At 72.2% G+C, this 25852-nt stretch carries 25 protein-coding genes and 1 tRNA gene; 14 read left to right on the top strand and 12 right to left on the bottom strand.

What is annotated here, in order from left to right; genetic code table 11:
- The first annotated feature begins 24 nt into the window (after positions 1 to 24).
- From ABD999_RS15180 to ABD999_RS15170, 3 genes are all read left to right on the top strand, one after another.
- Positions 25 to 573 carry a hypothetical protein gene (locus ABD999_RS15180; protein ID WP_148033326.1) on the top strand — a complete coding sequence of 183 codons (549 nt, stop codon included), beginning with the start codon at positions 25 to 27 and terminating at the stop codon, positions 571 to 573.
- A 34-nt stretch (positions 574 to 607) separates the two neighbouring features.
- Positions 608 to 985, top strand: a complete 378-nt coding sequence (locus tag ABD999_RS15175) for a hypothetical protein (protein ID WP_271275707.1) — start codon at positions 608 to 610, stop codon at positions 983 to 985.
- Positions 986 to 1064: 79 nt separating this feature from the next.
- Positions 1065 to 1736, top strand: a complete 672-nt coding sequence (locus ABD999_RS15170; protein WP_148033328.1) for a DUF6766 family protein — start codon at positions 1065 to 1067, stop codon at positions 1734 to 1736.
- On the opposite strand, the gene ABD999_RS15165 is transcribed toward ABD999_RS15170, so the two are convergent.
- Positions 1670 to 2506, bottom strand: coding sequence for a 1-aminocyclopropane-1-carboxylate deaminase/D-cysteine desulfhydrase (locus ABD999_RS15165; protein ID WP_222709056.1), 837 nt, complete (start codon positions 2504 to 2506; stop codon positions 1670 to 1672). The genes ABD999_RS15170 and ABD999_RS15165 overlap by 67 nt on opposite strands.
- 73 nt (positions 2507 to 2579) lie before the next feature.
- Here ABD999_RS15165 and galK point away from each other — a divergent pair, with 73 nt between their 5' ends.
- Entirely contained in the window at positions 2580 to 3695 is a 1116-nt protein-coding gene (gene galK, locus ABD999_RS15160) for a galactokinase (protein ID WP_271275708.1), read from the top strand.
- Positions 3696 to 3722: 27 nt separating this feature from the next.
- Here galK and ABD999_RS15155 read toward each other — a convergent pair whose 3' ends face one another.
- Positions 3723 to 4496, bottom strand: coding sequence for an enoyl-CoA hydratase-related protein (locus ABD999_RS15155; protein ID WP_148033330.1), 774 nt, complete (start codon positions 4494 to 4496; stop codon positions 3723 to 3725).
- 41 nt (positions 4497 to 4537) lie between these two features.
- Positions 4538 to 5671: a nitric oxide synthase oxygenase gene (locus ABD999_RS15150; protein ID WP_271275709.1), complete on the bottom strand. Its 1134-nt coding sequence runs from the start codon at positions 5669 to 5671 to the stop codon at positions 4538 to 4540.
- 357 nt (positions 5672 to 6028) lie between these two features.
- Here ABD999_RS15150 and ABD999_RS15145 point away from each other — a divergent pair, with 357 nt between their 5' ends.
- Positions 6029 to 6910 carry a right-handed parallel beta-helix repeat-containing protein gene (locus ABD999_RS15145; protein ID WP_271275710.1) on the top strand — a complete coding sequence of 294 codons (882 nt, stop codon included), beginning with the start codon at positions 6029 to 6031 and terminating at the stop codon, positions 6908 to 6910.
- 169 nt (positions 6911 to 7079) lie between these two features.
- Here the strand turns inward: ABD999_RS15145 and ABD999_RS15140 are convergent.
- Positions 7080 to 7151 (bottom strand) — tRNA-Asn (locus ABD999_RS15140).
- A gap of 126 nt (positions 7152 to 7277) precedes the next feature.
- On the opposite strand from ABD999_RS15140, the gene ABD999_RS15135 reads away from it, so the two are divergent.
- Entirely contained in the window at positions 7278 to 7592 is a 315-nt protein-coding gene (locus ABD999_RS15135) for a YtxH domain-containing protein (protein ID WP_219548481.1), read from the top strand.
- A 23-nt stretch (positions 7593 to 7615) separates the two neighbouring features.
- Here the strand turns inward: ABD999_RS15135 and ABD999_RS15130 are convergent, their stop codons facing one another.
- Genes ABD999_RS15130 through ABD999_RS15120 form a run of 3 tightly spaced genes read right to left on the bottom strand, consistent with a single transcriptional unit; the run spans position 7616 to position 9572 of the window.
- Positions 7616 to 8089, bottom strand: a complete 474-nt coding sequence (locus tag ABD999_RS15130; RefSeq protein WP_219548479.1) for a hypothetical protein — start codon at positions 8087 to 8089, stop codon at positions 7616 to 7618.
- Positions 8086 to 9381 carry an amylo-alpha-1,6-glucosidase gene (locus ABD999_RS15125; protein ID WP_148033335.1) on the bottom strand — a complete coding sequence of 432 codons (1296 nt, stop codon included), beginning with the start codon at positions 9379 to 9381 and terminating at the stop codon, positions 8086 to 8088. The genes ABD999_RS15130 and ABD999_RS15125 overlap by 4 nt, the downstream gene beginning before the upstream one ends.
- A gap of 32 nt (positions 9382 to 9413) precedes the next feature.
- Positions 9414 to 9572 carry a hypothetical protein gene (locus ABD999_RS15120; protein ID WP_187281303.1) on the bottom strand — a complete coding sequence of 53 codons (159 nt, stop codon included), beginning with the start codon at positions 9570 to 9572 and terminating at the stop codon, positions 9414 to 9416.
- A gap of 113 nt (positions 9573 to 9685) precedes the next feature.
- On the opposite strand from ABD999_RS15120, the gene ABD999_RS15115 reads away from it, so the two are divergent.
- The 7 genes from ABD999_RS15115 to ABD999_RS15085 are packed head-to-tail and all read left to right on the top strand — an operon-like array spanning position 9686 to position 18318.
- Positions 9686 to 10855, top strand: a complete 1170-nt coding sequence (locus ABD999_RS15115; protein ID WP_271275711.1) for a hypothetical protein — start codon at positions 9686 to 9688, stop codon at positions 10853 to 10855.
- Positions 10852 to 13038 carry a serine/threonine-protein kinase gene (locus ABD999_RS15110; RefSeq protein ID WP_271275712.1) on the top strand — a complete coding sequence of 729 codons (2187 nt, stop codon included), beginning with the start codon at positions 10852 to 10854 and terminating at the stop codon, positions 13036 to 13038. The genes ABD999_RS15115 and ABD999_RS15110 overlap by 4 nt, the downstream gene beginning before the upstream one ends.
- Positions 13038 to 14219: a PP2C family protein-serine/threonine phosphatase gene (locus ABD999_RS15105; RefSeq protein WP_345482779.1), complete on the top strand. Its 1182-nt coding sequence runs from the start codon at positions 13038 to 13040 to the stop codon at positions 14217 to 14219. The genes ABD999_RS15110 and ABD999_RS15105 overlap by 1 nt, the downstream gene beginning before the upstream one ends.
- Positions 14212 to 15495 carry a vWA domain-containing protein gene (locus tag ABD999_RS15100; RefSeq protein WP_271275713.1) on the top strand — a complete coding sequence of 428 codons (1284 nt, stop codon included), beginning with the start codon at positions 14212 to 14214 and terminating at the stop codon, positions 15493 to 15495. The genes ABD999_RS15105 and ABD999_RS15100 overlap by 8 nt, the downstream gene beginning before the upstream one ends.
- Positions 15495 to 16130, top strand: coding sequence for an FHA domain-containing protein (locus tag ABD999_RS15095; RefSeq protein WP_271275714.1), 636 nt, complete (start codon positions 15495 to 15497; stop codon positions 16128 to 16130). The genes ABD999_RS15100 and ABD999_RS15095 overlap by 1 nt, the downstream gene beginning before the upstream one ends.
- Positions 16127 to 17515, top strand: a complete 1389-nt coding sequence (locus ABD999_RS15090; RefSeq protein ID WP_271275715.1) for a hypothetical protein — start codon at positions 16127 to 16129, stop codon at positions 17513 to 17515. Before ABD999_RS15095 ends, ABD999_RS15090 begins: the two co-directional genes overlap by 4 nt.
- Positions 17512 to 18318 (top strand): transporter substrate-binding domain-containing protein, encoded by an 807-nt coding sequence (locus ABD999_RS15085; RefSeq protein WP_271275716.1) that lies wholly within the window; start codon positions 17512 to 17514, stop codon positions 18316 to 18318. Before ABD999_RS15090 ends, ABD999_RS15085 begins: the two co-directional genes overlap by 4 nt.
- A 46-nt stretch (positions 18319 to 18364) precedes the next feature.
- Here the strand turns inward: ABD999_RS15085 and rpoD are convergent, their stop codons facing one another.
- The 4 genes from rpoD to dnaG form a co-directional block, all read right to left on the bottom strand.
- A complete protein-coding gene (rpoD, locus tag ABD999_RS15080; RefSeq protein WP_372452512.1) occupies positions 18365 to 19468 on the bottom strand; it encodes an RNA polymerase sigma factor RpoD in 1104 nt (367 codons plus the stop codon).
- 287 nt (positions 19469 to 19755) lie between these two features.
- Positions 19756 to 20694 (bottom strand): WD40 repeat domain-containing protein, encoded by a 939-nt coding sequence (locus tag ABD999_RS15075; RefSeq protein WP_345482751.1) that lies wholly within the window; start codon positions 20692 to 20694, stop codon positions 19756 to 19758.
- A complete protein-coding gene (locus ABD999_RS15070) occupies positions 20694 to 21656 on the bottom strand; it encodes a YncE family protein (RefSeq protein WP_345482750.1) in 963 nt (320 codons plus the stop codon). Before ABD999_RS15070 ends, ABD999_RS15075 begins: the two co-directional genes overlap by 1 nt.
- Before the next feature lie 62 nt (positions 21657 to 21718).
- The gene (dnaG, locus tag ABD999_RS15065; RefSeq protein WP_271274758.1) at positions 21719 to 23560 is read right to left on the bottom strand and encodes a DNA primase; all 1842 of its coding nucleotides are present in this window, start codon (positions 23558 to 23560) and stop codon (positions 21719 to 21721) included.
- Positions 23561 to 23735: 175 nt separating this feature from the next.
- Between dnaG and ABD999_RS15060 the strand changes: the two genes are divergently transcribed.
- A complete protein-coding gene (locus tag ABD999_RS15060; RefSeq protein ID WP_219549759.1) occupies positions 23736 to 24620 on the top strand; it encodes a M23 family metallopeptidase in 885 nt (294 codons plus the stop codon).
- Between the two features lie 5 nt (positions 24621 to 24625).
- Here ABD999_RS15060 and ABD999_RS15055 read toward each other — a convergent pair whose 3' ends face one another.
- Positions 24626 to 25846 carry a deoxyguanosinetriphosphate triphosphohydrolase gene (locus ABD999_RS15055; protein ID WP_271274757.1) on the bottom strand — a complete coding sequence of 407 codons (1221 nt, stop codon included), beginning with the start codon at positions 25844 to 25846 and terminating at the stop codon, positions 24626 to 24628.
- Positions 25847 to 25852 lie beyond the last annotated feature (6 nt).

Raw genomic sequence — 25852 nt, 5'->3', positions numbered from 1 at the left:
GGCCCGCGCCGTACGGTAGAGCTCATGGGCAAGGCGTTCTGGATCGACCAGGAGTTCGACAGGGACCGTGACGGGCGCTACGCCGTGCACGTGCGCAAGAACCTCGACGCGTTCGAGTGGGGCGACATCGCGCCGGTGCGCTTCGCGTGCGCGGCCTGGGAGCTGGCCACGCCGCCGTCGCTGTCGCCCGGCTACGTGCGCTGGGACCGGCGGGTGCTGGAGGCGGCCTGCGTCCGCAACACCTGGGACGGCACGCTCAACGCGCGCATCAGGCTCGTCTCGCCGCCGCCCGCGGAGCTGACCCGCTCGCGCGCCTGGTGGCGCGACCGCGGCTGGCTCGGCTGGCAGGAGACGTTCGGCCAGTACGTCGAGCCCTCGCAGTCCGACCTGGCCCGCCACCCGTTCCTGCGGGCGAGCCTGCTCGTCGAGGCGCCGGTGCCGCTCGACGACCTGCCGCCGGAGCCCGAGGGCCCGCACGACGAGGTGGAGCAGAGCGCCCGGCGGGCCGTGACGGTGCTCGCCCGCGAGCTGAACGCGCTGGTCGCGCCGATCCTGGAGCAGCTCGGCCCCTGAGCATGCCGGATGGTCTTCCGGGTAGCCCACGGTCATGAGACTCGTCGTGGGTGTGATGCTCGCGGTGCTCGCCACCGGCTGTGTCGCCGACACCGCCGGGCCCTCCAGGGCCGCGGAGCGCTTCCACGCCGCACTCGCCGACCGCCAACTGGAGGCGGCCTGCGGCCTGCTCGCCCCCAAGACGGCCGACAAGCTGCCCGATCCCGGTCAGACGTGCGCCGACGCGCTGCGCGAGCTGGCGCTCGGGCCGGGCGGCGGCGTCACCGAGGTCAGCGTCTGGGGTGACGAGGCGCAGGTGCGCCTGGAGGGCGACACCCTGTTCCTGCACCACTTCGCCGACGGCTGGCGGGTCGTCGCCGCGGGCTGCGCGCCGGTCCGCGACCTCCCGTACGAGTGCGAGGTGGAGAACTGATGAAGGTGATGTTCACGCTCACCCTGCTCGTCATCGTGTCCGGGCTGGCCTTCTTCTACGCGATCGGATGGTCCCACCTTTGAGGCGGTTCAAGGACAACGCGCTGTCCGCGGCCTTCCTCGTCCTGTTCCTCGTCTGCCTGGCCGGGCAGGCCCTGGCCGGGATGCTGGACTACAACGAGCGGCAGCTCGTCGACGGCGGCGAGCCGGTCTCCTTCCTGCGGTACGTGTTCTCCTCCGACTACGCGGTGGACGTCGCGGAGAACTGGCAGTCGGAGTACCTGCAGTTCTTCATGTTCATCATGCTCACCGTCTGGCTGGTCCAGCGGGGCTCGCCGGAGTCGAAGGAGCCCGGCCAGGCGGGCGCCGAGTCCGACGAGCAGCAGCTGATCGGCCGATACGCCGGTCCCGGCTCGCCCGCCTGGGCCAGGGCGAAGGGGGCGCGCCTGTGGCTCTACAGCAACTCGCTGGGCCTGGTGATGGGCTCGATCTTCCTGCTGTCGTGGGGGGCGCAGTCGGTGGCGGGGCTGGCGTCGTACAACGCGGAGCGGCTGACCGACCTGCGTGACCCGGTCGGCTGGGGCTCGTACGTGACCTCGCCCGACTTCTGGAACCGCAGCCTGCAGAACTGGCAGTCGGAGCTGCTCGCCGTGCTGTCGATGGTGGTGCTCTCGATCTACCTGCGTCAGCGCGGCTCGCCCGAGTCGAAGCCGGTCGGCGCGCCCCACGCGGCCACCGGGGTCGAGGGCTGACCGGTGACCACGGCGACGACGCGGGCGCCGGCGGGGAAGACGCCGCGGCGGGCCAGGCCCACGATGCCGAGCAGCATCTTGGCGACGTAGACCCGCTCCACCCGGTGCTCGGCGGCGAACGCGGTGAGCTCCGGCGTGGTGCGGGCGTAGCCGCCGAAGTGGTGGCCGAGGTCGATCGCCCAGTTGTCCCATACTCGCCCGTACGCCTCGCGCTGCAGCCTCGCCACCTCGCCGGCGAGGAACGCGGCCCCCTTGAGCACGGCGAACCCGAGGGCCCGCTTGCCCTCGGGCAGCCCGGCCGCGATGCCGGCGAGCGTGCCCCCGGTCCCGACCGGGCAGCAGACCACGTCGTACGGGACCGGGATGTCGGCGGGCAGCTCGGCGCAGCCGCGGACGGCGGCGGCGTTGCTGCCGCCCTCGGGCAGGATCGCCACGTCGCCCCAGCGCTCGCGCAGCCGCGCCACCACCTCGGGGGTGTCCTTGCGCCGGTACGAGTCGCGGTCGAGGTAGTCGAGCCGCATCCCGCAGGCGACGGCGTAGGCCAGTGACGGGTTCAGCGGGAGGCGCTCCTCGCCGCGGATCACGCCGACGGTCTCGAACCCGTGGCGGCGCCCGGCGGCCGCCACCGCCCTGATGTGGTTGGAGTAGGCGCCGCCGAAGGTGAGCACGCGCGGGTGGCCCAGGTTGTGGCGGAGCTTGCGCGCCTTGTTGTCGTCGTGCATGAGAAAGACCCGCACCGAACCGAGCGCGGGATCCAGCAGCTCCTCCACGCTCCTCCTGGTGCCGCTCGTACCGCTCGTGCCGCTAGTCTACGGTCGGGTCCTTGTTGAAGGGTGTTGGAATATGCGGGTTGTTGAAGCTTTCCGTGCCGCTTTCGGCGCCGAGCCGGCGACCGTCTGGCGCGCGCCCGGCCGGGTCAACCTGATCGGCGAGCACACCGACTACAACGACGGCTTCGTGCTGCCGTTCGCGGTCCCGTGGGGCGTCACCGCGGCGGTCAGCCCGCGCGACGACCAGACGATCCGCCTGCTGTCGCTGCAGGCGCCCTCGCCCGAGCCCCTGGTCCTCGCGGCCCGCGACGACGCCCGGGGCTGGACCCGCTACGTGGTCGGCGTCCTCGCCATGCTGGGCGACCGGGTGCGCGGCGCCGACATCGCCGTCGACGGGGACGTCCCCCAGGGCGCCGGGCTCAGCTCCAGCGCCGCGCTGGAGGTGTCGGTGGCCTCCGCGCTCAACGAGCTGCACGGCCTCGGCATGACTCCGATGGAGGTGGCGCTGCTCGGCCAGCGGGCCGAGAACGACTTCGTCGGCATGCCGTGCGGCATCATGGACCAGGCCGCCTCGGCGCTGTGCCGGGAGGGCCACGCGCTGTTCCTCGACTGCCGCACCCTCGGCTCCCGCAACGTCCCGCTCGACCTGGCCGCCCACGGGCTGCGCATCCTGATCATCGACACCCGGGTGCACCACGAGCACGCGGGCGGCGAGTACGCCAAGCGGCGGGCCGAGTGCGAGTCCGCCGCCCGCACGCTCGGCGTCGACGCGCTGCGGGACGTGACCGACCTGGGCGCGGCGCTGGCCCGGCTGCGGGGCGAGGAGCGCAAGCGGGTCGAGCACGTGGTGACCGAGAGCCACCGGGTGGAGGCGGTCGTGGGCCTGCTGCGCGCCGGCCGGCCCGCGGAGATCGGCGCCCTGCTCAACGCCTCCCACCTGTCGCTGCGCGACAAGTACGAGGTGTCGTCGCCCGAGCTGGACGTCGCGGTGGAGGCGGCCGTGCGCGGCGGGGCGCGGGGCGCCCGCATGACGGGCGGCGGCTTCGGCGGCTCGGCCATCGCCCTGGTGGCCGAGGACCGGCTGGACACGGTCCGGCAGGCGGTGTCCTCGGCCTACGAGGAGCGTTCCTGGCAGCCGCCCCGCTTCCTCCCTGCCACCCCGGCCCCCGGCGCCCACCCCCTCACCTGACGCCGCGGGCCCCCGGGGTGCGCCGGGTCAGAGGGAGGGGAAGTCGGGGTCGCGGCGCTCCACGAAGCTGGCGACGCCCTCGGCGAAGTCCGGACGGCCGAACGACGCCAGCATCTCCTCCGTCGCCCGCTGGTACGACTCGTCCAGCGTCGTCACCCAGTCGCCCCACACCTGCCGTTTGATCACCGCCATCGAGGCCGGGGAGCTGAGGGCGGCCAGCTCCCCCGCGTACGCCCGCGCCTCCTCCAGCAGCCGGTCCCCGGGCACCGCCCGCAGGGCCAGGCCCATCTCGCACGCCTCGCGCCCGGTGAACGTCCGGCCCGACAGCAGCACGTCCATGGCCCGCTGCTGCCCCATGATCCGCGGCAGCACCCATCCCAGCCCGTACTCGGCCACCAGGCCGCGGCGCGCGAAGGCGGTGGTCCACTTGGCGTCCTCGGCGGTGAACACCAGGTCGCACATGAGCGCGTGGACCAGCCCGAGCCCGGCGCAGGCGCCGTTGACCGCCGCGATCACCGGCTTGGCGATCGTGACGGGGAAGGTGTTGGGCCGTGGGTCCGGCTCCCCTTCGTAGGTGCCCTGCTGGATCGACGCCAGCGCCTCGAAGTCGGCCCCCGCGCAGAAGCCCCGGCCGGCTCCCGTGACGACGACGGCGCGCACCCGCGGGTCCTTCTCCGCCTCCGCCAGCAGGTCGAAGTAGCGGCGGCCGAGGGCGTCGGTCCAGGCGTTGAGCCGGTCCGGGCGGTTGAAGGTGAGCGTGAGCACGCCTCGGTCGAGCGAGGAGAGTACGAGTTCTGCCATGGGCCAACAGAAACATGTTCTAGAGCGGGGTGCAACGCCCATCAGTGACGAGCCACGAAGTTCGGCGTGAGCAGGGGGTTGTCGTAGTAGCGGTGGAAGACGGGGGTGACGCCGCCCGAGATCGGCGGCACGATCCAGGACCAGTCGGCCGGGCAGACCCGCCCCGCCTTCTCCTCCCTGGCCAGGTGGGTGAGGAACCGGCGGGACTCGGTGTGGTGGTCGGTCATCGTCACCCCGGCCTTCTCGAACGAGTGCAGCACCGCCACGTTCAGCTCCACCAGCGCGTGGTCACGCCAGAGCGACCGCTCGGACGAGACGTCCAGCCCGAGCCGCGCGGCCACCACGGGCAGCTGGTCGTAGCGGTCGGCGTCGGCCAGGTTGCGGGCGCCGATCTCCGCCCCCATGTACCAGCCGTTGAACGGCGCGCACGGGTAACACACGCCGCCGATCTCCAGGCACATGCCGGAGATCGCCGGCACGGCGTGCCAGCGCAGCCCCAGCTCGGCGAACCAGGGGAACTCCGGATGCTCGATCGGCACCTCCAGCACCACGTCGCCCGGCACGTTGCACAGCAGGGGCTCGCCCATCCCCGGCTGGATCACCAGGGGCAGCACGTCGAACCGGCCTCCCCCGCCCCGCCAGCCCAGCGAGGTCGCCAGCTCGGTGAGGCCGACGTGGCGGGGATCGCCGACGACGGACCCGCCGGGTTCGCGGTATCCGGCGTAGCGGATCAGCTGGTCGTTCAGCACCCGGGGCGCCCGGCGGGCGGGCAGGTCGGGCGGGAACACGGTGATGACCGGCCTGATCTTGCCCCCGTTGGTGGCCTCCCGCAGGTGCTCCACGCACTCCAGGGCCACCCCTTCGGCACTGGTGGTCCGGCGGCGGTCACGCACCCTCAGCGACTTCCAGTACAGCCGGCCGATGCAGCGGTTGCTGTTGCGCCAGGCCACCCGGGCGCCGAACTCCAGCTCCTCGGAGGTGTGCGTGTACGAGCCGCGCCGGGCGATCTCCCTGGCCACGTCCCGCAGCCGCGCGGCCGGGTCGCCGGCTTCCGGGTGCTCCTCGTGGAAGAGCCTGACGAAGCGCTCGGCCTCGCGATGGTCGGTGGTGCGCTCGATGAGGGTCGGTACGGGCAGGGCGTCGAAGGGTCGCAGCGTTCTGATCCAGGTAGGCAACGCAGTAACCAGCACTTTTCCGGTCACGGATCGCCCCGCCGGTTCCGGGCCGGCAGTACGTCCTGGTGGCGGCGCCCTCTCCGCACCGCCGTGACGGCTTGTCCGCGGCAGCTTTCATCCTGACCCGTCGGTACCGGTTCTGTCCGGCAAAACAGGAAAGTGGGTGGCGTGAGGCGCATATGCCCTATTTGTTCTGTTAGAAGCGATATAGCGTACATTATTTCTATTGTGATAATTAAAGCCGTTACGTTCCTCTGGCTCGTAATTCTGTGCAAATCATCCAGAGTTTGAGCCCTTCGCCCCAGTGGGAGGATATTTGTGCCACAGAACTAATCTGTGTCCTTATGGGGGAATCTCATGTATGCAAAAACTCTGCTCGTCGGCGGCCTGGGGGGCATTCTGCTCGCCTGCGCCCTGCCGATGGCCGCTTGGGCGGCGCAGGACGGCCACCACAGAGGCGAGACCACCGTGACCTGCGGACAGGTCATCACCAGATCCATCAAGCTCGCCAACGACCTGCACAACTGCCGCGGCAATGGACTCGAAGTCGGCGCGTCCAGGATCACCATCGACCTCAACGGCCACACCATCGACGGCAGCGGGGGCGCGCTGCCCTTCAGCGGGATCGACAACACCCCGGAGGGATTGTCCCGCACCGGTCACTTCGGGGTGACCATCAAGAACGGCACCGTCACCGACTTCGGGGGTGGAATCACTCTCGGGAATGGGGCCGACCGCAACCGCGTCCAGCGCATCCTCGCCACCGAGAACGGCGGCGCCGGGATTTCCGCCAGGAACGTGGACCGCCCGCACATCAGCGAAAGCGCCGCCACCGAAAACTCTCGTTTTGGGATTTTCCTCGAGCTCGTCACCAACGCGCGCGTCGAGCACAGCGCCGCCCTCAACAACGGCAGCGACGGGATCGCCGTCACAGCAAGCAGACGGACCGTGCTGTACCGCAACAGCGCGGTGAACAACCGGGACGACGGCATCGACGTCGCGGCCAGTGCGACCGCCACGCGCATCGACGACAACGACGCCAACGGCAATGGCCGAAACGGGGAGAACGGCATCAACGTCCGCGCGACCGATGCGGCCACCGTGATCAGGGACAACCGCGCACGTAACAACGACGAGTTCGGCATTCGAGCCGAACGAGGGGTCACCGACGGTGGCGGCAACCGGGCCAGCGGCAACGGCAACCCCGCCCAATGCCTCAACATCATCTGCACCCCCTGAGTCGGAGGGAGTGACATACCGACACGGATTCCTCGCTCCTCGACGGGGCGGGGGATCCTATGCCCGGCATGCCGATCCATCGCCGATCTCATCGGGCTAGTGGCTCCGGGAACGACTCAGGCCCCTCTCCCTTGATCCAGGAGAGGGGCCTGATGGCGTCTTGCCGAAGCTCCCGCGAGAGGACTCGAACCTCTAACCTGCCGGTTAACAGCCGGCTGCTCTGCCGTTGAGCTACGCGGGATCGATCGGATCCGCGCTGATCGGAGGGCCTGTCGGGCCGCCCGTCGTGCGCAGGAATAGATTAGCGCACTCCTGGAGTGCGTGTCGCATCGTGATCCGGGTAGTGCCGTGAGAGCGGAGGTGCAATATGCGGTATCGAATGCCATTCGTTATGGGACTGGCCGTCGGGTACGTGCTCGGCAGCCGGGCCGGACGTGAACGGTACGAACAGATCAAGAGAACGGCCCAGCGTGTCGCCGACGACCCCCGGGTCCAGGAGGCCGCGGGGGTGATGGGCGCGAAGGCGTCCAAGGTAGGCGAGATGGCCCGGTCGAAGATGAGCGGGTCCATGCAGGACAAGATGCCGTTCGGCAAGAAGCACAAGGCCGACCAGGGCACCGGGTGGCCGGACGAGAAGGTCACCGAGCCGGCCACGGCCGACCGGACGGGGATTCCCTACTGACGGGAGCATGGGCGTGTGACTCGTCACACGCCCATGCTGCGTCGCATCCCTTCGAGCGCCTGCTCGGCCTGGGCCCGAAGGCCCGGGTCGTCGGGGTCGAGGCCCTCGTCGAACACGAGCTTCCAGCCGACGACCTCGCCGCCGGGTCTGCGCCTGGCCACCAGGCGCACCCCGCCGCGGCCGGGCAGCTCCACGTGCTTGTTGACCACGATGGTGGCGTTGACGCGCTCGCGCAGGGTCTCGGGCAGCAGCCGCGGCTCTGCCACCCGCACGGCGTGGATCGTGCCGTCGCCGGTGACCAGCCGCAGGCCGTCCTCGTCCCACGAGGCCTTGTCGATGGTCTCGTACGGCACTCTCGTGCCGTCGGGCAGGAACAGCGCCAGTGTGGTCGCCACGAGGTGGCCGTCGTCTGACGGGGTGAAGGCGAGCACGCGCTCCCCCGGCTCGGTGGTCAGGGACTCGCGGACGCTAGCGGGCAGGCGACGGAAGACTTTCACCTCTCCACCGTATCCACCGTGTCATCGGTCGTGTCGGCGAGCAGGTCCAGGGTGAGCGCCGCGCTCCAGGAGAAGTCCCGGCAGCCGCGACCGCTGCCGTCGAACGGGTCGAAGCACTCGCGGAACCCTGCCTGCCTGACCAGGCGCAGCGTGCCGTTGGTGAGCTGCTGACCGAGCGACTCCAGGCCGTGCACGGCGGCGGCGCGGCGCAGCAGCCAGTTGGTGTTCACCCAGGACGGGCCCCGCCAGTAGCGGGTGCGGTCGAACTGGACGGCGCGGATCTCGCAGCTGGGCACCGGGTAGCCGGTGGCGCCCATGAACCGGGCCGACTCCAGCACCTCGACGGCCGTGTTCACCTGCAGGGCGGGCAGCCCGGGGTCGAGCAGCGGTCCGAACCCACCCACGGTGCAGATGCGGACGAGACGCTCGTCGCGCAGGTCGCGGGCGTAGAAGCAGCCGTCCCACAGCCGGTCGAGCAGGGCGCTTCTGATGCGCTCGGCCTGCTCGACGTGCGGCACGGGGTCGGCACCCGCGATCGGGGCCAGCTCGGCCAGGGCCTGGCACGAGGCGAGCCAGATGCCGTTGAACAGCGGGTCCTCGATGGCGAACGGGTGCTCGTCGCGCAGGTATCCGGCCTGGTAGCCGGCGTTGCGGTAGCGCAGCGCCAGCCACACGTACCGGTCGTGGTCGCTGTCGGGGTGCCGCTCGTCCAGGTCGACGTTGCGGTAGCCGTAGCGGATCTCGGGGAGCGCGGCGAGCGCGCCGTCCCACGCCGGGCTGTCGTCCATGCCCGACTCCCAGGGGTGCACGATCGCGGCCAGCCCCGCGCCGCCGAGGTCGCGGGCGCCGGCGAGGTAGGCGTGCTGGGCGGCCAGGGCCGGGAAGGCCCGCCTGACGAAGGCGTCGTCGCCGGTGTGCCGGTAGAGCCACCACAGCGCCAGCCCGTGCAGCGGCGGCGCGGTCAGCCCCGAGGTGAGCACCCGGGGCGCCGCCGGGTGGTCCTCGGAGCGCCATACGGCCGGGCCGGGGAAGTACGCCTCCGGCGTGTGGAAGACGATGTGCGGGATCATCCCGGTCGCCCACTGCCCGTCCAGCAGGCCGAGCAGCTCGGCGCGGGCCCGGTCGGGGCGGTGCCTGGCCAGGCCGATCGCGACGAACGCCGAGTCCCAGCTCCATTGGTGCGGGTAGAGGCCGGGCGCGGGCACGGTGGCGCTTCCCGTCCAGTTCGCCTCGAGCACGGACAGTGCTTCGCGCCCGAGCGCGGCGTCGTCGACCGCCGGCCGCGCTTCCATCCACCCACTATGCGCCGGTAAGCCCGAGGACGCTACGTCCCGCTGCTCCGCTTCGTCAGCAGCATGACGCCGGCCGCGACGGCGCCGATGATGAGCGCCCACTTGAGCAGGTCGAAGATGAATCCGACAAGTGGCCCGAGCAGGATAAATGCCGCGATGATGGCTGCGATGACCAGAAGTATTCGTCCCATGACTTGAACGGTACGAGATCCTTTAAGCGGATTGCAGGTAAGACAGGGTTCAATCAGGGACAAGTCAGGGTCCCCCCTATGGCATCGGGAGCGTGATGAGCCAGGGCCCACCCATGAGCAGAGAAGGCGCAGAGCACGCGCTGCGCGCGAGGGCGGCCGAGCGTGACCGCATCTCGGGCGACCTGCTCGATCTGGAGTCGCACACGACCTACCAGTTACTCAAGGGCGCCTCCTTACGCGACGCGACCCGGCTCCGCTGGGAGGAGGCGCAGGCCGCGCTGGCCAGGCTCTGGTCCCTGTACGACGCGTACCGGGGGGTGCTGCGCGACGCGGAGCAGGTCAGGGCCGAGCGGTCCCGGCTCGGCGGCGAGCAGCTGGAGGCGCTGACCGCGTTGCTGTCGGGCCGGTCGGTGCTGCTGAAGGCGCCGGCCAAGCCCGTCGAGCAGCGCTCCCTGCTTCCCCCGGTGGAGGAGCGGCTGACCCTGGACGAGACCGTCCTGCGGATGGACGCGGCCTTCCAGCTCGCCACCGACGCGCTCACCGAGATCGACTCCGTCTGGTCGGCGCTGCTCCCCCGGGTGGACTCGGCCGCCGCCGCGCTCGCCGGGGCGCGCGAGCTGGGCAGCCGGCTGGGCGAGCCGGTCGACCTGACCCGCCAGGACGCCGACCTGACCCGCCTGCGCGCCGCCGTGCTGGCGGACCCGCTCGGATCGGGACACGTCAAGCAGGAGCTCGACACGCTGGTCCGCCACCTGGAGAACGTCCGCGCCGACCTGGAGCAGGCGCTGACGGTCAAGGACGAGTACGGCGCGCGCAGGGAGAACCTGAAGGCGGCGCTCGACCTCGTACGGGCGGCCGAGAGCGAGGCGCGGCTGGCGCACGGCGCCGTCGTCGTCAAGATAGCGCTGCCGCCGCAGGCGCAGCCCAGGAGCGGCGTGCCTGAGCTGGAGGCCGCGCTGGCGGCGTTGGACGCCTCGGCCGACTCGTGGCTGGAGCGGGCCAGACGGCTCACGGTGCTGGAGCGACAGGCCGTGGAGGCCGAGGCGAAGGCGGGGGCGGCGGCGCGGGCGCTGCGCGGGCTGCTGAACAGGCGTGACGAGCTGCGCGGCCTGCTCGGCGCCTGCCAGGCCAAGGCCGCGCGCACCGGCATGGTCGAGGATCCGGCCGCGATGCGGCTGTACGAGCGGGCGCGGCTGCTGCTGTGGAGCTCGCCGTGCGACCTGACGAGGGCGGCCGCGGCCGTCGACGAGTACAAGCGGGCCATCAACGGAGGTGGGCGATGACGTCGTGCGCGCAGCCTGGCTGCACGGGCACGATCGACGAGGGTTACTGCGACCTGTGCGGTCACGCCGCCGTCTCACCCCCGGTGGCCGCGCAGGCGAGCGGCCCGGCGGAGGGCTCGGTCGGGGTGTGGACGGGGCACCCGGCCGTGTCGCAGCCCGCCGGCGTCACCCGGCCCGTACGCGGGACGGGGCCCTCCAGCAGGGGCGTGTCGGGGCCGATGAGCAGCGGCCGGTCGCGCGCCGGTGTGCTCGCGGAGATCGCCGATCTGCCGTCCGTGCCGTACCGCGACCCCGAGACCGCGGTGCAGTCCGACCCTCAGGTGCCGGAGAACAAGCGGTTCTGCGCCAAGCTCGACTGCGGCAAGCCGGTCGGCCGGTCGGTGGACGGGCGGCCAGGCCGCACCGACGGGTTCTGCCCGCACTGCCGGACGCCGTACTCCTTCTCCCCCAAGCTGGCCAAGGGCGACCTGGTGGGCGGCCAGTACCGGGTGCTCGGCTGCCTGGCCCACGGCGGCCTCGGCTGGATCTACCTGGCCTCCGACGAGAACCTGGACGGCCGCTGGATGGTCCTGAAGGGCCTGCTCAACACCGCCGACGCCGAGGCGCTCGCGGCGGCGGAGGCCGAGCGGCGCTTCCTGACGATGGTCGACCACCCGAACATCGTCAAGATCTTCAACTTCCAGCGCTCCGGCGGCCTCGGCTACATCGTCATGGAGTACGTCGGCGGCCAGTCGCTGCACGAGCTGCGCGGCCAGGGCCCGCTGCCGCTGCGGGAGACGCTCATGTACGGGCGTGAGATCCTGCGCGCGTTCGCCTACCTGCACGAGCACGACCTGGTCTACTGCGATCTCAAGCCGGCCAACGTGATCCGGGTCGGCAGGCGGCTCAAGCTCATCGACCTGGGCGCGGTGCAGCGCGCCGGCTCGCCGCCCGGGTCCTCCTGGGTGACGACCGGCTACCACGCGCCCGAGCTGGACACCCAGCCGTCGTCCGTCGCCTCCGACCTCTACACGGTGGCCAGGACCCTGGCGGCACTCGCCGTCCCCGGGTTCAGCCCCACCAGGGGCGGGGTGGCCGCGCCACTGCCGGACGACTGCGGCCACGAGTCGTTCGCCCGGCTGCTGCGCCGCGCCACCGACCCGGACCCGGCCGCCAGGTTCCACAGCGCCCAGGAGATGGAGGAGCAGCTCGTCGGCGTGCTGCGCGAGATCTCCGCGCTGGAGGACGGCGTGCCGTACCCGGCGCCGTCCGCGCTGTTCGGGCCCGAGCGGGACGCGGTGGGCAGGGCGCTGTCCGACGACCCGCAGCGGGTGTTCGACGCGCTGGACCCGATGGCGGCGGTGACGTCGCTGCCCGTGCCGCTGGCCGACCCCGCCGACCCCGCGGCCGGGGCGCTGGCCGGGCTGGCCGGCAGCCACCCGCACGAGCTGGCCGCCCAGGTGGGGGCCATGCCGGAGACGCCGGAGACCCGGCTGACGCTGGCCAGGCTGGCGGCCGAGGACGGCTTCGCGGGAGTGCGGGACATGCTGGACGACCTGGACCGGGCCCTGCCGGGCGACTGGCGCGTCACCTGGTACCGCGGCGTGGCCGGGCTCGCCGTCCGCGACCCCGATCTCGCGGTGAGGTCGTTCGACCGGTGCGTGTCGATGATGCCGGGAGAGCGGGCGCCCAAGCTCGCGCTCGGCTTCGCGCTGGAGCTCGCCGGTCGCGATCCGGTCCCCTGGTACGAGAGCGTGTGGCGGACCGACCACGCCTACGTCAGCGCCGCCTTCGGGCTGGCCAGGGCGGGCCGGACGGCGGTGCTCGACGAGGTGCCGGCGTCCTCCAGCCACCGGGTGGCCGCGCAGCTCGCGCTGGTGGCCGCCGCCGCCCGCCGGGACCCGCGGGCGCTGCACCCGGGCGAGCTGACCGCCGCCGCCGACCGCCTCGGCAAGCTGGCCGACCTCGACCCGCGCCGCCGCAAGCGGCTGACGGCCGAGATCCTGCGTGCCGCGCTCACCTGGCTCGACGGCAACCAGCCGGCGCCCGGCGCGCGGGTTGCGGACACCCCCTTCACGGAGCGGGGCGTGCGGGGGCGGCTGGAGTCGATCTACCGCGAGCTCGCCGGCGCGGCGTCCTCGCGGCAGGAACGGTACGCGCTGGTCGACCTGGCCAACACCGTCCGGCCCCGGACGTGGCTGTGATGTGCCCGCTGTGCGAGGCGCCCGTGGCCCGGGGCGACTCCTTCTGCGAAGCCTGCGGCCACCCGCTCGCCTCCCCCTCCTGCATGTCCTGCGGCGCCGCCGCCGTGGACGCGGAGGGCTACTGCGAACGCTGCGGCGTGCGCCAGCCCACGGCCAGGGACCATGCCGAGTCCGTCCTCCCCCACGGCGCCGCCGCCGTCACGGACCGCGGCCTGCGCCGCGCCCGCAACGAGGACGCGGTAACCCTGCTAACGCTCACCCCACCCCCGCCGAACCCGATCCCACCAGAAGCGACCACCATCCCGGTAACCACATCAGCCCCAAGAACACCCCCACCCGGCCCGCCCCGAACAGGCGGGACAATCCCGCCAGAGACGCTCCCGCCCCGCGCGGCGGGGGCTGTCCCGCTAGGGACGCCTCCCGGCGCGACCCCGGCAGACCCGGCGGGGACTTTCCCTCCTCCCGGCGCGACCTCAGCAGGCAGGCCGGTCCCGTCGGGCACGGCCACTTCCGGCGCGGCGGGGACAGTCCCGTCAGGGACGTTTCCTCCCAGCGTGACTCCAGCAGGTGGGGCGGTCCCGTTGGGTGCGGTCGGTTCGGGGACGATCGCTGTGGTTTGTGATGGGGTGGGGAGTTCGCCGCGGGCTGATGAGGCGGCGGCAGCGGCTGTGGCGGCGGCAGCGGCGGCGCTGGCGGGGGGGCGGCCGCATGAGGAGGCGTTCGCGCTGGCCGGCCTGGCGGTGGGCAAGCTCGCCGGCTCCCCCGACCATGCCCCGGCCTGTACGTACGTGGCCGCGGTGGCGCGCCCCGGCGAGATCACGCTCTGCTGGGCGGGCGACACCCGCGCGTACTGGCTCGCCGACGTCCCCGCCGCCGGGGGCGTGCGGCGGGAGGGGACGCTGCTCACCGAGGACGACGTCGCGCCCACCGGGGAGATCACCGCCTGGCTCGGGGCCGACTACCCCGACGTGCGCCCCCGTACGCGCGTCTTCACGCCGCCGGGACCCGGCCTGCTGCTGGTGTGCAGCGACGGGCTGTGGCGCTACCTCGCCGGCTACCGCTTCCCCACCGAGGGAACCCCGCTCGACCAGGCCCGCCAGATGCTGCGCCACGCGCTCGACTCCGGCGGCCACGACAACGTGACCATCGCCTTGATCCCTCTAGGAGGCACGCATGGGTGACCAGCCCTCTTTCACCTTGCAGATCGACCAGAACAAATTCCTCCCGGTGGACGGCCGGGAGGTGCACGCCATCCTCACGATCGGCTCCACCGGCGAGGCCGTGGCGGAGACCGCCACCGAGGCCGCCGAAGTGATCATCGTGGACACGTCGGGTTCGATGAGCGGCAGCAAGATCCGTGACGCCCGGACGGCCGCCGCCACGGCCGTGGAGACACTGCGCGACGGCGCGTACTTCGCGGTGGTCTCCGGCACCTCGACGGCCAAGGTGGTCTACCCGCACGGCCACGGCCTGGTCCGGGCCACCCCGGCGACCCGGGCCGAGGCGCAGCAGGCGATCTCCCGGCTGACCGCCCGCGGCGGCACCGCGATGGGCGAGTGGCTCAACCTGGCCGGCCACCTGCTGTCGGCGCACCCGAACGCGGTCCGGCACGCCATCCTCATGACCGACGGCCAGAACAACGAGCGCGAGGAGACGTTCCAGCACGTGCTGCGCGCCTGGAGCGGCACGTTCGTCTGCGACAGCCTCGGCGTCGGCGCCGACTGGGTGCCCGCCCAGCTCCGCATGGTGTCGGAGGCGCTGCTCGGCAGCTTCGAGTTCGTCAGGAACCAGCACGAACTGGCCGAGTTCTTCCGCCGGATCACCCAGACGGCGATGGCCAAGACCGTGCCCGACCTGTCGCTGCGCGTGTGGGTGCCGCAGACCGCCACGCTCAAGTTCGTCAAGCAGGTCTCGCCCACGCTGCTCGACCTGACCGGCAAGCGCGCCGACGTCAACCCGATGACCGGCGACTACCCGACCGGCTCGTGGGGTCAGGAGGAGCGCGAGTACCACCTGTGCGTGGAGGTCGCCCCCGGCCAGATCGGCCAGGAGATCAGGGCCGGGTGGGTGAAGCTGGTGCGGCCCGACACGGACGAGGTGCTGGCCTCGGGCAACGTGCTCGCCCAGTGGACCGACGACCTGGCCCAGTCCACCCGCATCAACCCCAAGGTCATCCACTACACCGGCCAGGCCGAGCTGCACCAGCTGATCCAGGACGGCCTGAGCGACCGCGCGGCCGGCAACGTGGAGGCCGCCACCGCCCGCCTGGCCAGGGCCAGGAAGATCGCCGCCGACTCGGGCCGCGAGGACACCGCGCGGCTGCTGGACAAGGTGGTCGAGGTCGATCCCGTCCAGGGCACCGCCCGGCTGGTCAGGAACGTCGACAAGGCCGACGAACTGGAGCTGGACACCGGCTCCGTACGCACGAGCAGGCTCCGCAGGACGGAGGGCGGCTGATGGCGACCTGCCCGCAGGGGCACGCGTCGAGCACCGACGACTACTGCGACGTGTGCGGGACGCAGATGTCCGCGCCCGCCCCGCAGCAGCCGGGGCCGTCCCAGCCGCAGGGGTCGCGGCCGGCGGAGAGCTGCCCGATCTGCGCCACCCCGCGCGTCGGCCAGTTCTGCGAGGTGTGCGGCCACTCCTTCGACGGCGGCGCGCTGCCCGCGCAGACCCCGGCGGCCGGGGCCCGCTGGGAGGCGGTGACCGCCGCCGACCGCGCCTACTACGACCAGGTCATCGCCCAGAACGGCCCGGACGCCGCGGCCATGGCCTTCCCCCCGTACTGCCCGGAACGCTCGTTCCCGCTCATCGGCGAGCAGGTGCGCATCGGGCGCAGCCGCAGGGGCCGTGACCTGACGCCCGAGATCGATCTGGCCGGGCCGCCGACCGATCCGGGCGTGTCGGGCCTGCACGCGGTGCTGCTGGCCACGCCCGGCGGGACCTGGATGCTGGTCGACCCGGGCTCGGCGAACGGCACCCAGGTCAACGGCAAGCCCGTCACGGTGAACGTGCCGGTCCCGGTGGGGCCGGGCGACCGCATCCACCTCGGCGCGTGGACCGTGATCACGATCAGGGAGGGCACGCCTTGACGGTGACGCCGATCTCACCCGCGCCGCCCGCACCGCACCAGGCCGCGCCTCCGGTCAGGCGGCGGGCCGCGCGCAGCGTGCCCGGCAGGGTCCGGGTGCTCACCGGGGTGGCGGCCGCGGCGCTCGCGCTGCTGTTCGCCGCCGTCGCCGCCGGCGGCACCACCGCGGGCGACGGCCTGCGCGTCATCGGCCGCGACGCCGGCCCCCAAGTGGTCGCCACCTCCGGCCTGTACTTCGGGCTGAGCGACATGGACGCGCTGATCGCCGACGTGCTGGTGATGGGCCCCGAGGACGGAGGACTCAGGGCCAAGGCCCTCGCGCGGTACGAGCAGCAGCGCTCGGCCGCCAACCTGGCGCTGCTGGAGGCGTTCCAGCTGGCCGGCGACGACCAGGCGGAGCGCCGTACCATCCAGTCCGTGCTGGACGGGCTGGGCCGCTACGAGCAGCTGGTCGCGCGGGCGCTGCTGCTCGACAGCCAGTCCAGTCACGCCGCCGGGGACCCGCCCGCCTCGGTCCTCGGGGTCTACCGGGACGCCACCGACCTGATGCGCCAGGTGCTGCTGCCGCAGGCCTACAACCTGACGCTGGAGAGCGGCACCATCGTGCGCCGCACCTACGACGACACGGCCGGGATGCTGCCGCTGGTGCGGGCCGCGGTGATCGTGGCCGGGCTGCTCGCGCTCGGGTGCCTGCTGTACCTGCAGGTGTACCTGGCCCGGCGGTTCCGCCGGGTGCTCGGGCTGGCGCTCGTCGGCGCCACCCTGGCGACCGCGGGCGCGATGGCGGCCGGGCTGAGCGTGATCCAGCGGGACATCGACTTCCTGCGGACGGCCAAGTTCGAAGGCTTCGACTCGGTGGTGACGCTGGCCAGGGCCCGCGCCATCGGCAACAGCATGCAGGGCGACCAGAGCCGCTTCCTGCTGGACAAGGAGCGGGCCGACACCTACGAGCACCGGTTCCTGGACAAGTCGCAGCGGCTGATGTACGTCGAGGCGGGGAGCCTGGCGAAGTACCAGACCGCGGTGCGGGGGGCGGAGGACTTCCGGGGCATGCTGGGCCCCGAGCTCGCCGGCGCGACCGCCGAGCCCGTGCTCGACGCCTACCTCCGCTACCAGGAGGCCGACAGCCTGATGCGCGCGCGGGCGGCCACGGGCCGCACCGGTGAGGCGGTCGCGATCAGGCTCGGCGAGGTGCGGCAGGCGTTCGCGAAGTACGACGAGGAGCTCGTGAAGGTGGCCGAGCGCAAGCAGAGCGTCTTCACCTCCGCCGTCGACCGCGGCGAGCGGGCGCTGGACGAGCTGTGGACCCTGCTGCCGTTCGCCATGGGCGGCATCGGCGTGCTGCTGGCCCTGGGCGTGTGGCCACGACTGAGGGAGTACCGTTGAAGCGGCTGATGATCGTGATGCTCGCGGCGGTCGCGCTGGTGGCCGCCGGATGCGGCGCCGGCGCCCCCGGGTCCCTGCTCGACAAGGACGAGATCGTCATCGGCGTCCGGCCCGACCTGCCGTCGGTGGGGTTCCAGAAGGGCAGCGGGTTCGAGGGCTTCGACGTCGACGTGGCCGCCTACGTCGCCGGGCGGCTCGGCAAGGACTACCGGCTGGTCCCGGTGCTGGCCGCCGAGCGTGAGGACGCGGTGCTCTCCGGCGAGGCCGACCTGGTCGTGGCCACGTACACGATCAGTGAGGACCGCAAGCAGAAGGTGCTGTTCGCGGGCCCGTACCACATCTCCTACCAGGACATCCTGATCCGGCCCGACGAGAGCCGGATCAAGGACGTGCGCGACCTGCGGGGCCGGCGCATCTGCGAGGTGGAGGGCGCGAACGCGGCCCAGCGGGTGGTCGAGGAGCGCGGGGTGGCGGCGGAGGTCAGGCCGTTCCCCGACTACCAGGCGTGCATGGTGGCGCTGAAGCAGAACCAGGTGGACGCCATCACCACCAACGACGTCATCCTGGCCGGGCTGGCCAAGCAGGACGGCGGCGGGCTGCGCCTGGCCAACGCCCAGTTCAACGAGCAGCGGACCGGCATCGGCATGCGCCGGGGAGACGTGGCCGGGTGTGAGGAGGTCAACCGGGCGATCACCGACATGTACCAGGACGGGACCGCCGCCAAGCTGCTGCGCGAGTGGTTCGGCGGCACCGGCCTGGACTTCGGCACGGTCGCGGTGCCGCAGTTCGAGGGCTGCTCGTGACACGACGGCGGGCCGGGGAGGCTCCCCGGCCCGCCGTCGTGACCACTCAGTCCAGATAGTCGCGCAGCATCTGCGCCCTCGTCGGGTGGCGGAGCTTGGCCAGGGTCTTCGACTCGATCTGCCGGATGCGCTCCCGGGTGACGCCGAACTCCCTGCCCACCTCCTCCAGCGTGCGCGGATGGCCGTCGGCCAGGCCGAAGCGGAGCTGGATGATGCGCTGCTCGCGGTCGGACAAGGTCGCCAGGATGTCGTCGAGCTGGTCCTGCAGCATGATGAACGCCGCCGCCTCCATGGGCACGACCGCGTCGGCGTCCTCGATGAAGTCACCGAGGTCGGAGTCCTCCTCGCCGATCGGAGACTGCAGCGACACCGGCTCCTGCGCGATGCGCTGGATCTCCACGACCCGGTCGACGGGGAGGTCCATCTCCTTGGCGATCTCCTCCGGGATCGGCTCGCGGCCGAGGTCCTGGTGGAGCTGCCGCTGCACCCTGACGAGCTTGTTGATCGTCTCCACCATGTGCACGGGGATGCGGATGGTCCGCGCCTGGTCGGCGATCGCCCGCGTGATGGCCTGACGGATCCACCAGGTGGCGTAGGTGGAGAACTTGTAGCCCTTGGTGTAGTCGAACTTCTCCACGGCCCGGATCAGGCCGAGGTTGCCCTCCTGGATCAGGTCCAGGAACAGCATGCCGCGGCCGACGTACCGCTTCGCGATCGACACCACGAGCCGCAGGTTGGCCTCGATGAGGCGCTGCTTGGCCCGGGTGCCTTGCCAGACGAGCTCCCTGAACTCAGGGAAGGCCAGACGCGAGACCCCGTTGCCGAGCTTGTCCTCCGCGAACAGGCCGGCTTCGATCGACTTGGCGAGCTCCACCTCCTCTTCCGCCGTCAGCAGCGGCACCCGGCCGATCTCCCGCAGGTAGATACGGACCAGATCACTGGTCGGCGCCCGCTTGCCTACGTCTTCCTCATCGGCGCGGGTGGTCTCCTCGTCGCCCTGGGGCTCGAGGACCTCCACACCGTTCTCGGCGAGCATCCGCACGACGCGCTCCAGCGCGTCGGAGGGAAGCTCGGATCGGTCAAGCGCGGCTGCGACGTCATCGACGGTTACGCTCCCGCGCTCCCTTCCCTTAGCGACGAGGTCCGCCACCTGATCTACGGATGGCGGTCCACTTGGCAGCACCGATGCACCCACGGGAGACAGTCTGCAGTATTGGTTCCATAAAATGGCAGACCCATTTTTGTCACCGAAGGTAAGGCCATCACCCTTACCGAATTGAGATCCCTTTAAGGTTTAGCCGGAGTTTGATCAGGAAAGTAAAGTCAATTACGCGGTCTGGATTGGTGTGTCCGGCTCGGTGAAGCGCCGGACACATGGGTCTGCCCGGATGCCGCTTTGTGCGGCATTACCGGGTCTACCACTCGGCTATGCGCCGATCAGCCACCCGCGTGGTAGACCGTCCCTCCGGCGGGCCTGTCGTACGTTTCGACGATCTCGGCCCGCTTCTCATCGAGATCCACGCGCACCCGCCGGTCCATTCCCCCGCCGTCGCCGCGTACGGTCACCTCCGCCGTTCCGGTCCATGTCGCCGCGGCCGGGCGGACGCCCGCCGGAAGCTGGACCCTCGCGGTCACCTTCCGCGAGCCGAGGTCGTAGACGATCATCGACGGCCGCTCCCCCGGCACGTACACGGCCAGCCGCCGTCCGTCGGCGGCCGCCGCCGCCACCCTGGGCCGGTCGTCGCCCCCGCCGTCGGCCACGGACGAGGGCCGGCGGGGCAGGTTGTGGGCGACCACCTGCGGCGGCACGTCCCTGCGCAGGGTGCGCCCGCGCAGATCGGTGACCCGCGCGGCGATCAGCATGCTCTCCTCCACCCGCAGCAGCTCCCCGCCGTCGCCACTGAACCCGGCCGTGCAGGAGAAGCCGTCCTCGGCCGGGAGCGTGCCGACGGCCCGGCCCGAGCGCACGTCGTAGACCCGGATCCGCCTGCCCGGGTCGTTGGGCAGGTACGCCAGCCGCGACCCGTCCGGCGACAGCAGCAGGCGGGTCGCGTCCACGCCGACCTCGTTCGCGGGCTGCTTGACCGTGCCGACGAACCGCCGCTTCCCGCCGAGCTCGTAGGCGATCAGCCTGCGGTCCCCCGCCCGGAAGTAGGCGACGCGGCTGCCGTCGGCGCTGACCGCCACCGGCTCGTGCCCCTCGCCGGTCGAGGTGTCGGGCAACTCGTGCGCGCTCCCGTCGGCCAGGACGAGGCGCAGCTTGCCACACGCCTTCTCGCCGCAGACCCGCTGCACGGCGTAGCGGATGTGCGTGCCCTCCGCGCCAGCCGGAACGCCCGTGATGACGAGGGAGAGCACCAGCATCGCGTTGATCATCACTTCACCGGTCCCGTGGCTGCGATCTCGTACGCGTCCAGCCGCCGGGTCTTCCCGGTCACCGGATCGAGGGCGTGGATCCAGAACGACGCGGCGCCCATGTCCCCCAGCTCCCTGACGAGCCGCAGCCGGCCGTTCGGCCCCCACTCCAGCGAGCCCGCGCCGTACCGGGGCCCGACCACCCTGCCGGGGCCCAGCCACGCCCCGCGCCGCAGGTCGTAGCGGCGCACCTGCTGCGGCGCCTTCTCGCTCGTCAATCCCTGCGGCAGCAGCGCCAGGAGCGTCCGCCCGTCGGCGGCCAGCGCCAGGGCGGTGTGGTGGATCACCACCTCCTGCGGCGGCGTGACCGCGTGCGAACCGCCGCGGAGCCGGTGGACGACGACCTGGACGGTCCGGTCGGGCCGGTCCCGGGTGGCCAGCACCTCGTCCCCGTCGGCGCTGAACCCGAGCGCCCGGTCCCCCGCCGGGACGCCCCTCAGCGTCCGCCCGGACGACGTGTCGACCACCACGCCGTCGCGCCGCTTCGCCGCGTCGCTGAAGTCGACCAGCAGCCGCCGCCCGTCGGCCGAGAGCAGCAACCGGACGTGCGCGGTGCCGGCCCCCTCGCCGTAGGCCGGGAGCACGACCGGCTTCCCGCCGGGCCCCCGTCGCACCACCAGCCGCCCGTCGCCGGCCCGGAAGTAGGCGATGGCGCGGCCGTCGCCGCTGACCTCCAGCGGCGACGGCCCGTCCTCCGCCTCGCCCGCCCGCGACCCGTCGGCCTTCGTCGCGTAGCGGGCCGCGTCGGGCAGCTTCACCCAGCGCCCGTCACGCATCAGCAGCCGGTACGGCTCGCCCTCGCACGGCTTGAAGTAGTCGCCGCCGCAGTTGGGCAGCCATCCCGTCCGCACCGGGACGTCCGCGACGGCGACGCCGCCACCGCCCGCCAGGACGGCGGACCCCGCCACCAGAACGGTCACCATTCGGATCTTCACGGGGTGTTGGACAGAGGCCGCCCGGCGAAAGTTCGCCGGCGTCCGGCGGGCTAGCTTCCGGCCGCCCGGTCGCGCAGGACCCGGCGCTGCTGCTCCAGGGCCACCAGCTCGCCGAAGAGCTTGTTGTATTCCTGCTGCTCGTCGACCGGGTTGAGCCGCTGGATGCGGGACTTCACCTGGGCGATGGCCCGGTCGACGGCGATGGCCTCGATGGCCGCGAGCATCGCGCCCGCGTAGCGCTCCTCGGCGTGGGAGTCGGCCTGGATGGTCTCCACCGCGAACCGGGTCACCAGCGCCGCCGCGCCCTCCTCGTGGGCGTGTTCGAGCAGCCGGTCGACCCACGGGCGGCCGCCGTGACCCGCCGCCGCCAGCCCGCCCGCCGCCGCGATCAACCGCTGCAGCGTCACGTGGTCGGGCGCGGTGAACGCCTGCGGGTCGAGCGCGTCGAAGCGCGGCCCGAGCAGCGCCGGCCGCTGCACGGCCAGCTTGAGCAGCTCGGCCTCCACCCGTACGTGCGGATCGACCGGAGCGGGCCGGGGGGCCTGCTGCGGGCGGCCCGCCTGCGCCCGCCCCACCTCGCCGATGCGCTGCATGACGAACCGCTCGTCCATGAACCCGAGCCACCGGTCGAGGTCGATGGCGTAGCGCTTGCGCAGCCCCGCGTCCTTGATGCCGGCCACGATCGGCGCCGCCGCGTCGAGCGCCGCGATCTTGCCTTCGTTGCTGCGCAGGTCGTAGCGGTCGATGGTGCTGCGGATGGCGAACTGGAACAGCGGCTCGCGGCTCGCGACCAGGTCGCGCACCGCCGCGTCGCCCTGCTTGACCCGCAGGTCGCACGGGTCGAGCCCGTCGGCCTGGATGGCGACGTAGGTCTGCGTGACGAACTTCTGCTCGTCGGCGAAGGCCCGCAGCGCCGCCTTCTGGCCGGCCGCGTCGCCGTCGAAGGTGAAGATCACCTCGCCCCGGAACTCGGCCTGGTCGAGCAGGAACCGGCGCAGGATCTTGATGTGCTCTTCGCCGAACGAGGTGCCGCAGGTCGCCACCGCCGTCGGCACGCCCGCCAGGTGGCAGGCCATCACGTCGGTGTAGCCCTCGACGATCACCGCCTGGGCCCGCTTGGAGATCTCGCGCTTGGCCAGGTCGATGCCGTAGAGCACCTGGCTCTTCTTGTAGAGCGGGGAGTCGGGGGTGTTGAGGTATTTGGGGCCGTCGTCGGAGTCGAGCAGCTTGCGGGCGCCGAACCCGATCACGTCGCCGGTCGAGTCCTTGATCGGCCAGATCAGCCGCCCGCGGAACCGGTCGATCGGCCCGCGCCGCCCCTGCTTGGCCAGCCCGCCCTTGACCAGCTCCTCGGCGCTGAACCCGCGCGCCAGCAGGTGGCGGGTCAGCGCCTCCCACTCGGCCGGGGCGTAACCGACCTGGAACAGCTCGGCGTCGGCCCGCTCGAACCCCCGCTCCGACAGGAACCGCCGCCCGGCGCCGGCGTCGGGCGCGAACAGCTTGGCGGCGTAGAACTCCGCGGCCAGCCGGTGCGCCTCGATCAGCCGCGCCCGCTCGCCGTGGTCGCGCCGCGGCACGTAGCCGCCCTGCTCGTACTGCAACTGGATGCCGGCCCGCTGCGCCAGCCGCTCGACCGCCTCGCCGAAGGTCAGATGCTCGACCTTCTCCACGAAGGTGATCACATCACCGCCTTCGGAGCAGCCGAAACAGTAGTACATCCCCCGCTCGGGGGTGACGTTGAAGGAAGGCGACTTCTCATCGTGGAACGGGCACAACCCCTTGAGGTTGCCGCCTCCGGCGTTGCGCAACTGGATGTGCTCGCCGATCACGTCGGCGATGGGGGAACGCTCGCGTACGAGCGCGATGTCGACGTCACGGATCCGGCCAGCCACGCCGGTGAGTCTATGCGGAGCGCCCGACACTTCTCCCACTGAGAGCGATGTGACCTGCGGGACGGAGAGGAAGCAGCGGGATGGAACAGGTCGCACCCGTTGGTCCGAAAGACGTTATGGGACCGCTCCCTGTCGGCTACAAAGGTAAAGGTTGTCCTCGGATACGGTGGAGATCATGCGAGCGGGGCGGATCGGCCTGTTGGCGGCGTCGGCCGGCGCCGCGCTGCTGGTGAGCGGCTGCAGCCAGCCGGCCGGGATCGCGGGCGTGCGGTCGGCCGCCACCACGTCCGGCGCGGGCTCCGCGGCGGTGACCTCGCCGGCCCCGACACCGGCCCCGCAGGGCCCCGTCGAGCCGCCCGCGGGCGACGACCCGGTGCGGGTGCCGCCTCCGAAGCTCTCCAAGTACACCTACACCTTCCCCGTCAAGGGCTGCGAGGTGACCTACCAGAGCAAGCTGCTGGTGCTGCCGAAGACGACGATCTGGGCGCCGCGGGGATGCGCGTTCGTGGCGCCGGTCGACGGCGTGGTCGACGAGGTCAACACCGCCAACCGGTGGCTGCCGTCCACCGACGAGGGCGCCCACCGCGAGGGCAGGTTCGTCACGGTCATCGGCGACGACGGGGTGCGCTACCTGGGCGCCCACCTCGACAGCGTGGCCGAGGGCATCCGGCCGGGTGTGAAGGTGAAGGGCGGCCAGACGCTGGGCCGGGTCGGCACGTCGGGCAACGCCCGCGACACCGGCCCCAACCTCTACTTCGCGATCTCCTGGAAGACCGGCCCGGCGTTCTGGTGGGTGCGCAGGGGCATGGTCGAGCCGTGGGACTATCTCGACGCGTGGCGGTCCGGCAACCGCACGTTCTCGCCCCGCCAGGAGACGCTGGCGCTACGCCGCAAGCTCGGCGAGACGCCGCCGTGCAGGCTGCTGTGCGGCGGGAAGCGGGCCGAGCCCGCGTCGGCCGAGCCGACCCCGACGCCGACGCGGAAGAAGAAGCGCGCCACCCCCACGCCGGAGCTCGCGATCACGCTCGCGCCGACGGCGTCGGTCGGCACCGTGCGGTGACGCGCTCAGCGTGACAGCCGCCGGTGCCAGGCGACGGCGGAGGTGTCGGTCAGCGAGGCGATCTGGTCGATGACCACCCGCACGCGGTCCGCGTCGCCGGCCGCCTCGTCGAAGGCGCGCCTGAAGGCGGGCTCCAGCGTGCCGGGCGCGCCGAGGGTGATGAGCGAGGCCAGCTCCATGATCAGCTCACGCTGCCTGGCCTGGTTGGCGTGGTGGTCCTCGGTGGCCATCACGTAGTGGGCGGTGATGCCCTTGAGCAGCGCGCACTCCAGGCGGGTCGACTCCGGCACGACGAGGCTGGTCCGGTGGCGCAGGCCGTACGACTCCCTGGTGGCCGTCTGGGCGGCGCGGCAGAAGCGGCCGATGAGCCCGCTGGTGAGCGCCTTGAGCCCGGCCAGGTCGGAGAGGGTGGCCGTGAAGCGGCGGGGCCACGGCGGGGCGGCGACCAGCTCCGCGAAGAGCTCCTCCAGCTCGGCGAGGTCGGCGCCGGGCGCGTACCAGGTGCGGGTCGTCACGCAGACGGCCGCGCGCTCGGCGGGCGAACGCAGGGCCTCCGGGACGACGTGGCCGGAGTGCAGCGCGTCCTCCAGGTCGTGCACCGAGTAGGCGACGTCGTCGGCCCAGTCCATGATCTGCGCCTCGAAGCTGACCCGGCCGTCGGGCGCGCCGTCCCTGATCCACCGGAACACCGGCAGGTCGTCGTCGTAGACGCCGAACTTGGGCGACTCGCCGCGGGTCCACGGGTACTTGATGGAGGCGTCCAGCGCGGCCCTGGTGAGGTTGAGCCCGGCGCTGGTGCCGTCGTCGGCGATGACCTTGGCCTCCAGCCGGGTGAGCAGCCGCAGGCTCTGCGCGTTGCCCTCGAAGCCGCCGCAGGGCTCGGCCAGCTCGGCGAGCGCCGTCTCCCCGTTGTGGCCGAACGGCGGGTGGCCCAGGTCGTGCGCGAGGCAGGCGGTCTCCACCAGGTCGGGGTCGACGCCGAGGGTGGCGCCCATCTCGCGGCCGACCTGGGCGCACTCCAGCGAGTGGGTGAGCCGGGTGCGCGGGATGTGCTGGCCGGCGCCGAGCGCCTCGGCCGGGCCGACCACCTGCGTCTTGGCGGCGAGCCTGCGCAGCGCGGCGCTGTGGAGCACCCGTGCGCGGTCTCGTTCGAACGCGCTGCGCTCGGGGTTGCCGGGTGGTTCGGGCACCCAGCGTGCGGTGTCGTGTTCGTCGTAGCCGGCCATAAGGGA

This window comes from Nonomuraea ferruginea (assembly GCF_039540635.1).
Lineage (GTDB): Bacteria > Actinomycetota > Actinomycetes > Streptosporangiales > Streptosporangiaceae > Nonomuraea > Nonomuraea ferruginea.
The sequence above is the reverse complement of the archived record's forward strand: the minus strand, read 5'-3'. Positions and strand labels throughout refer to the sequence as shown.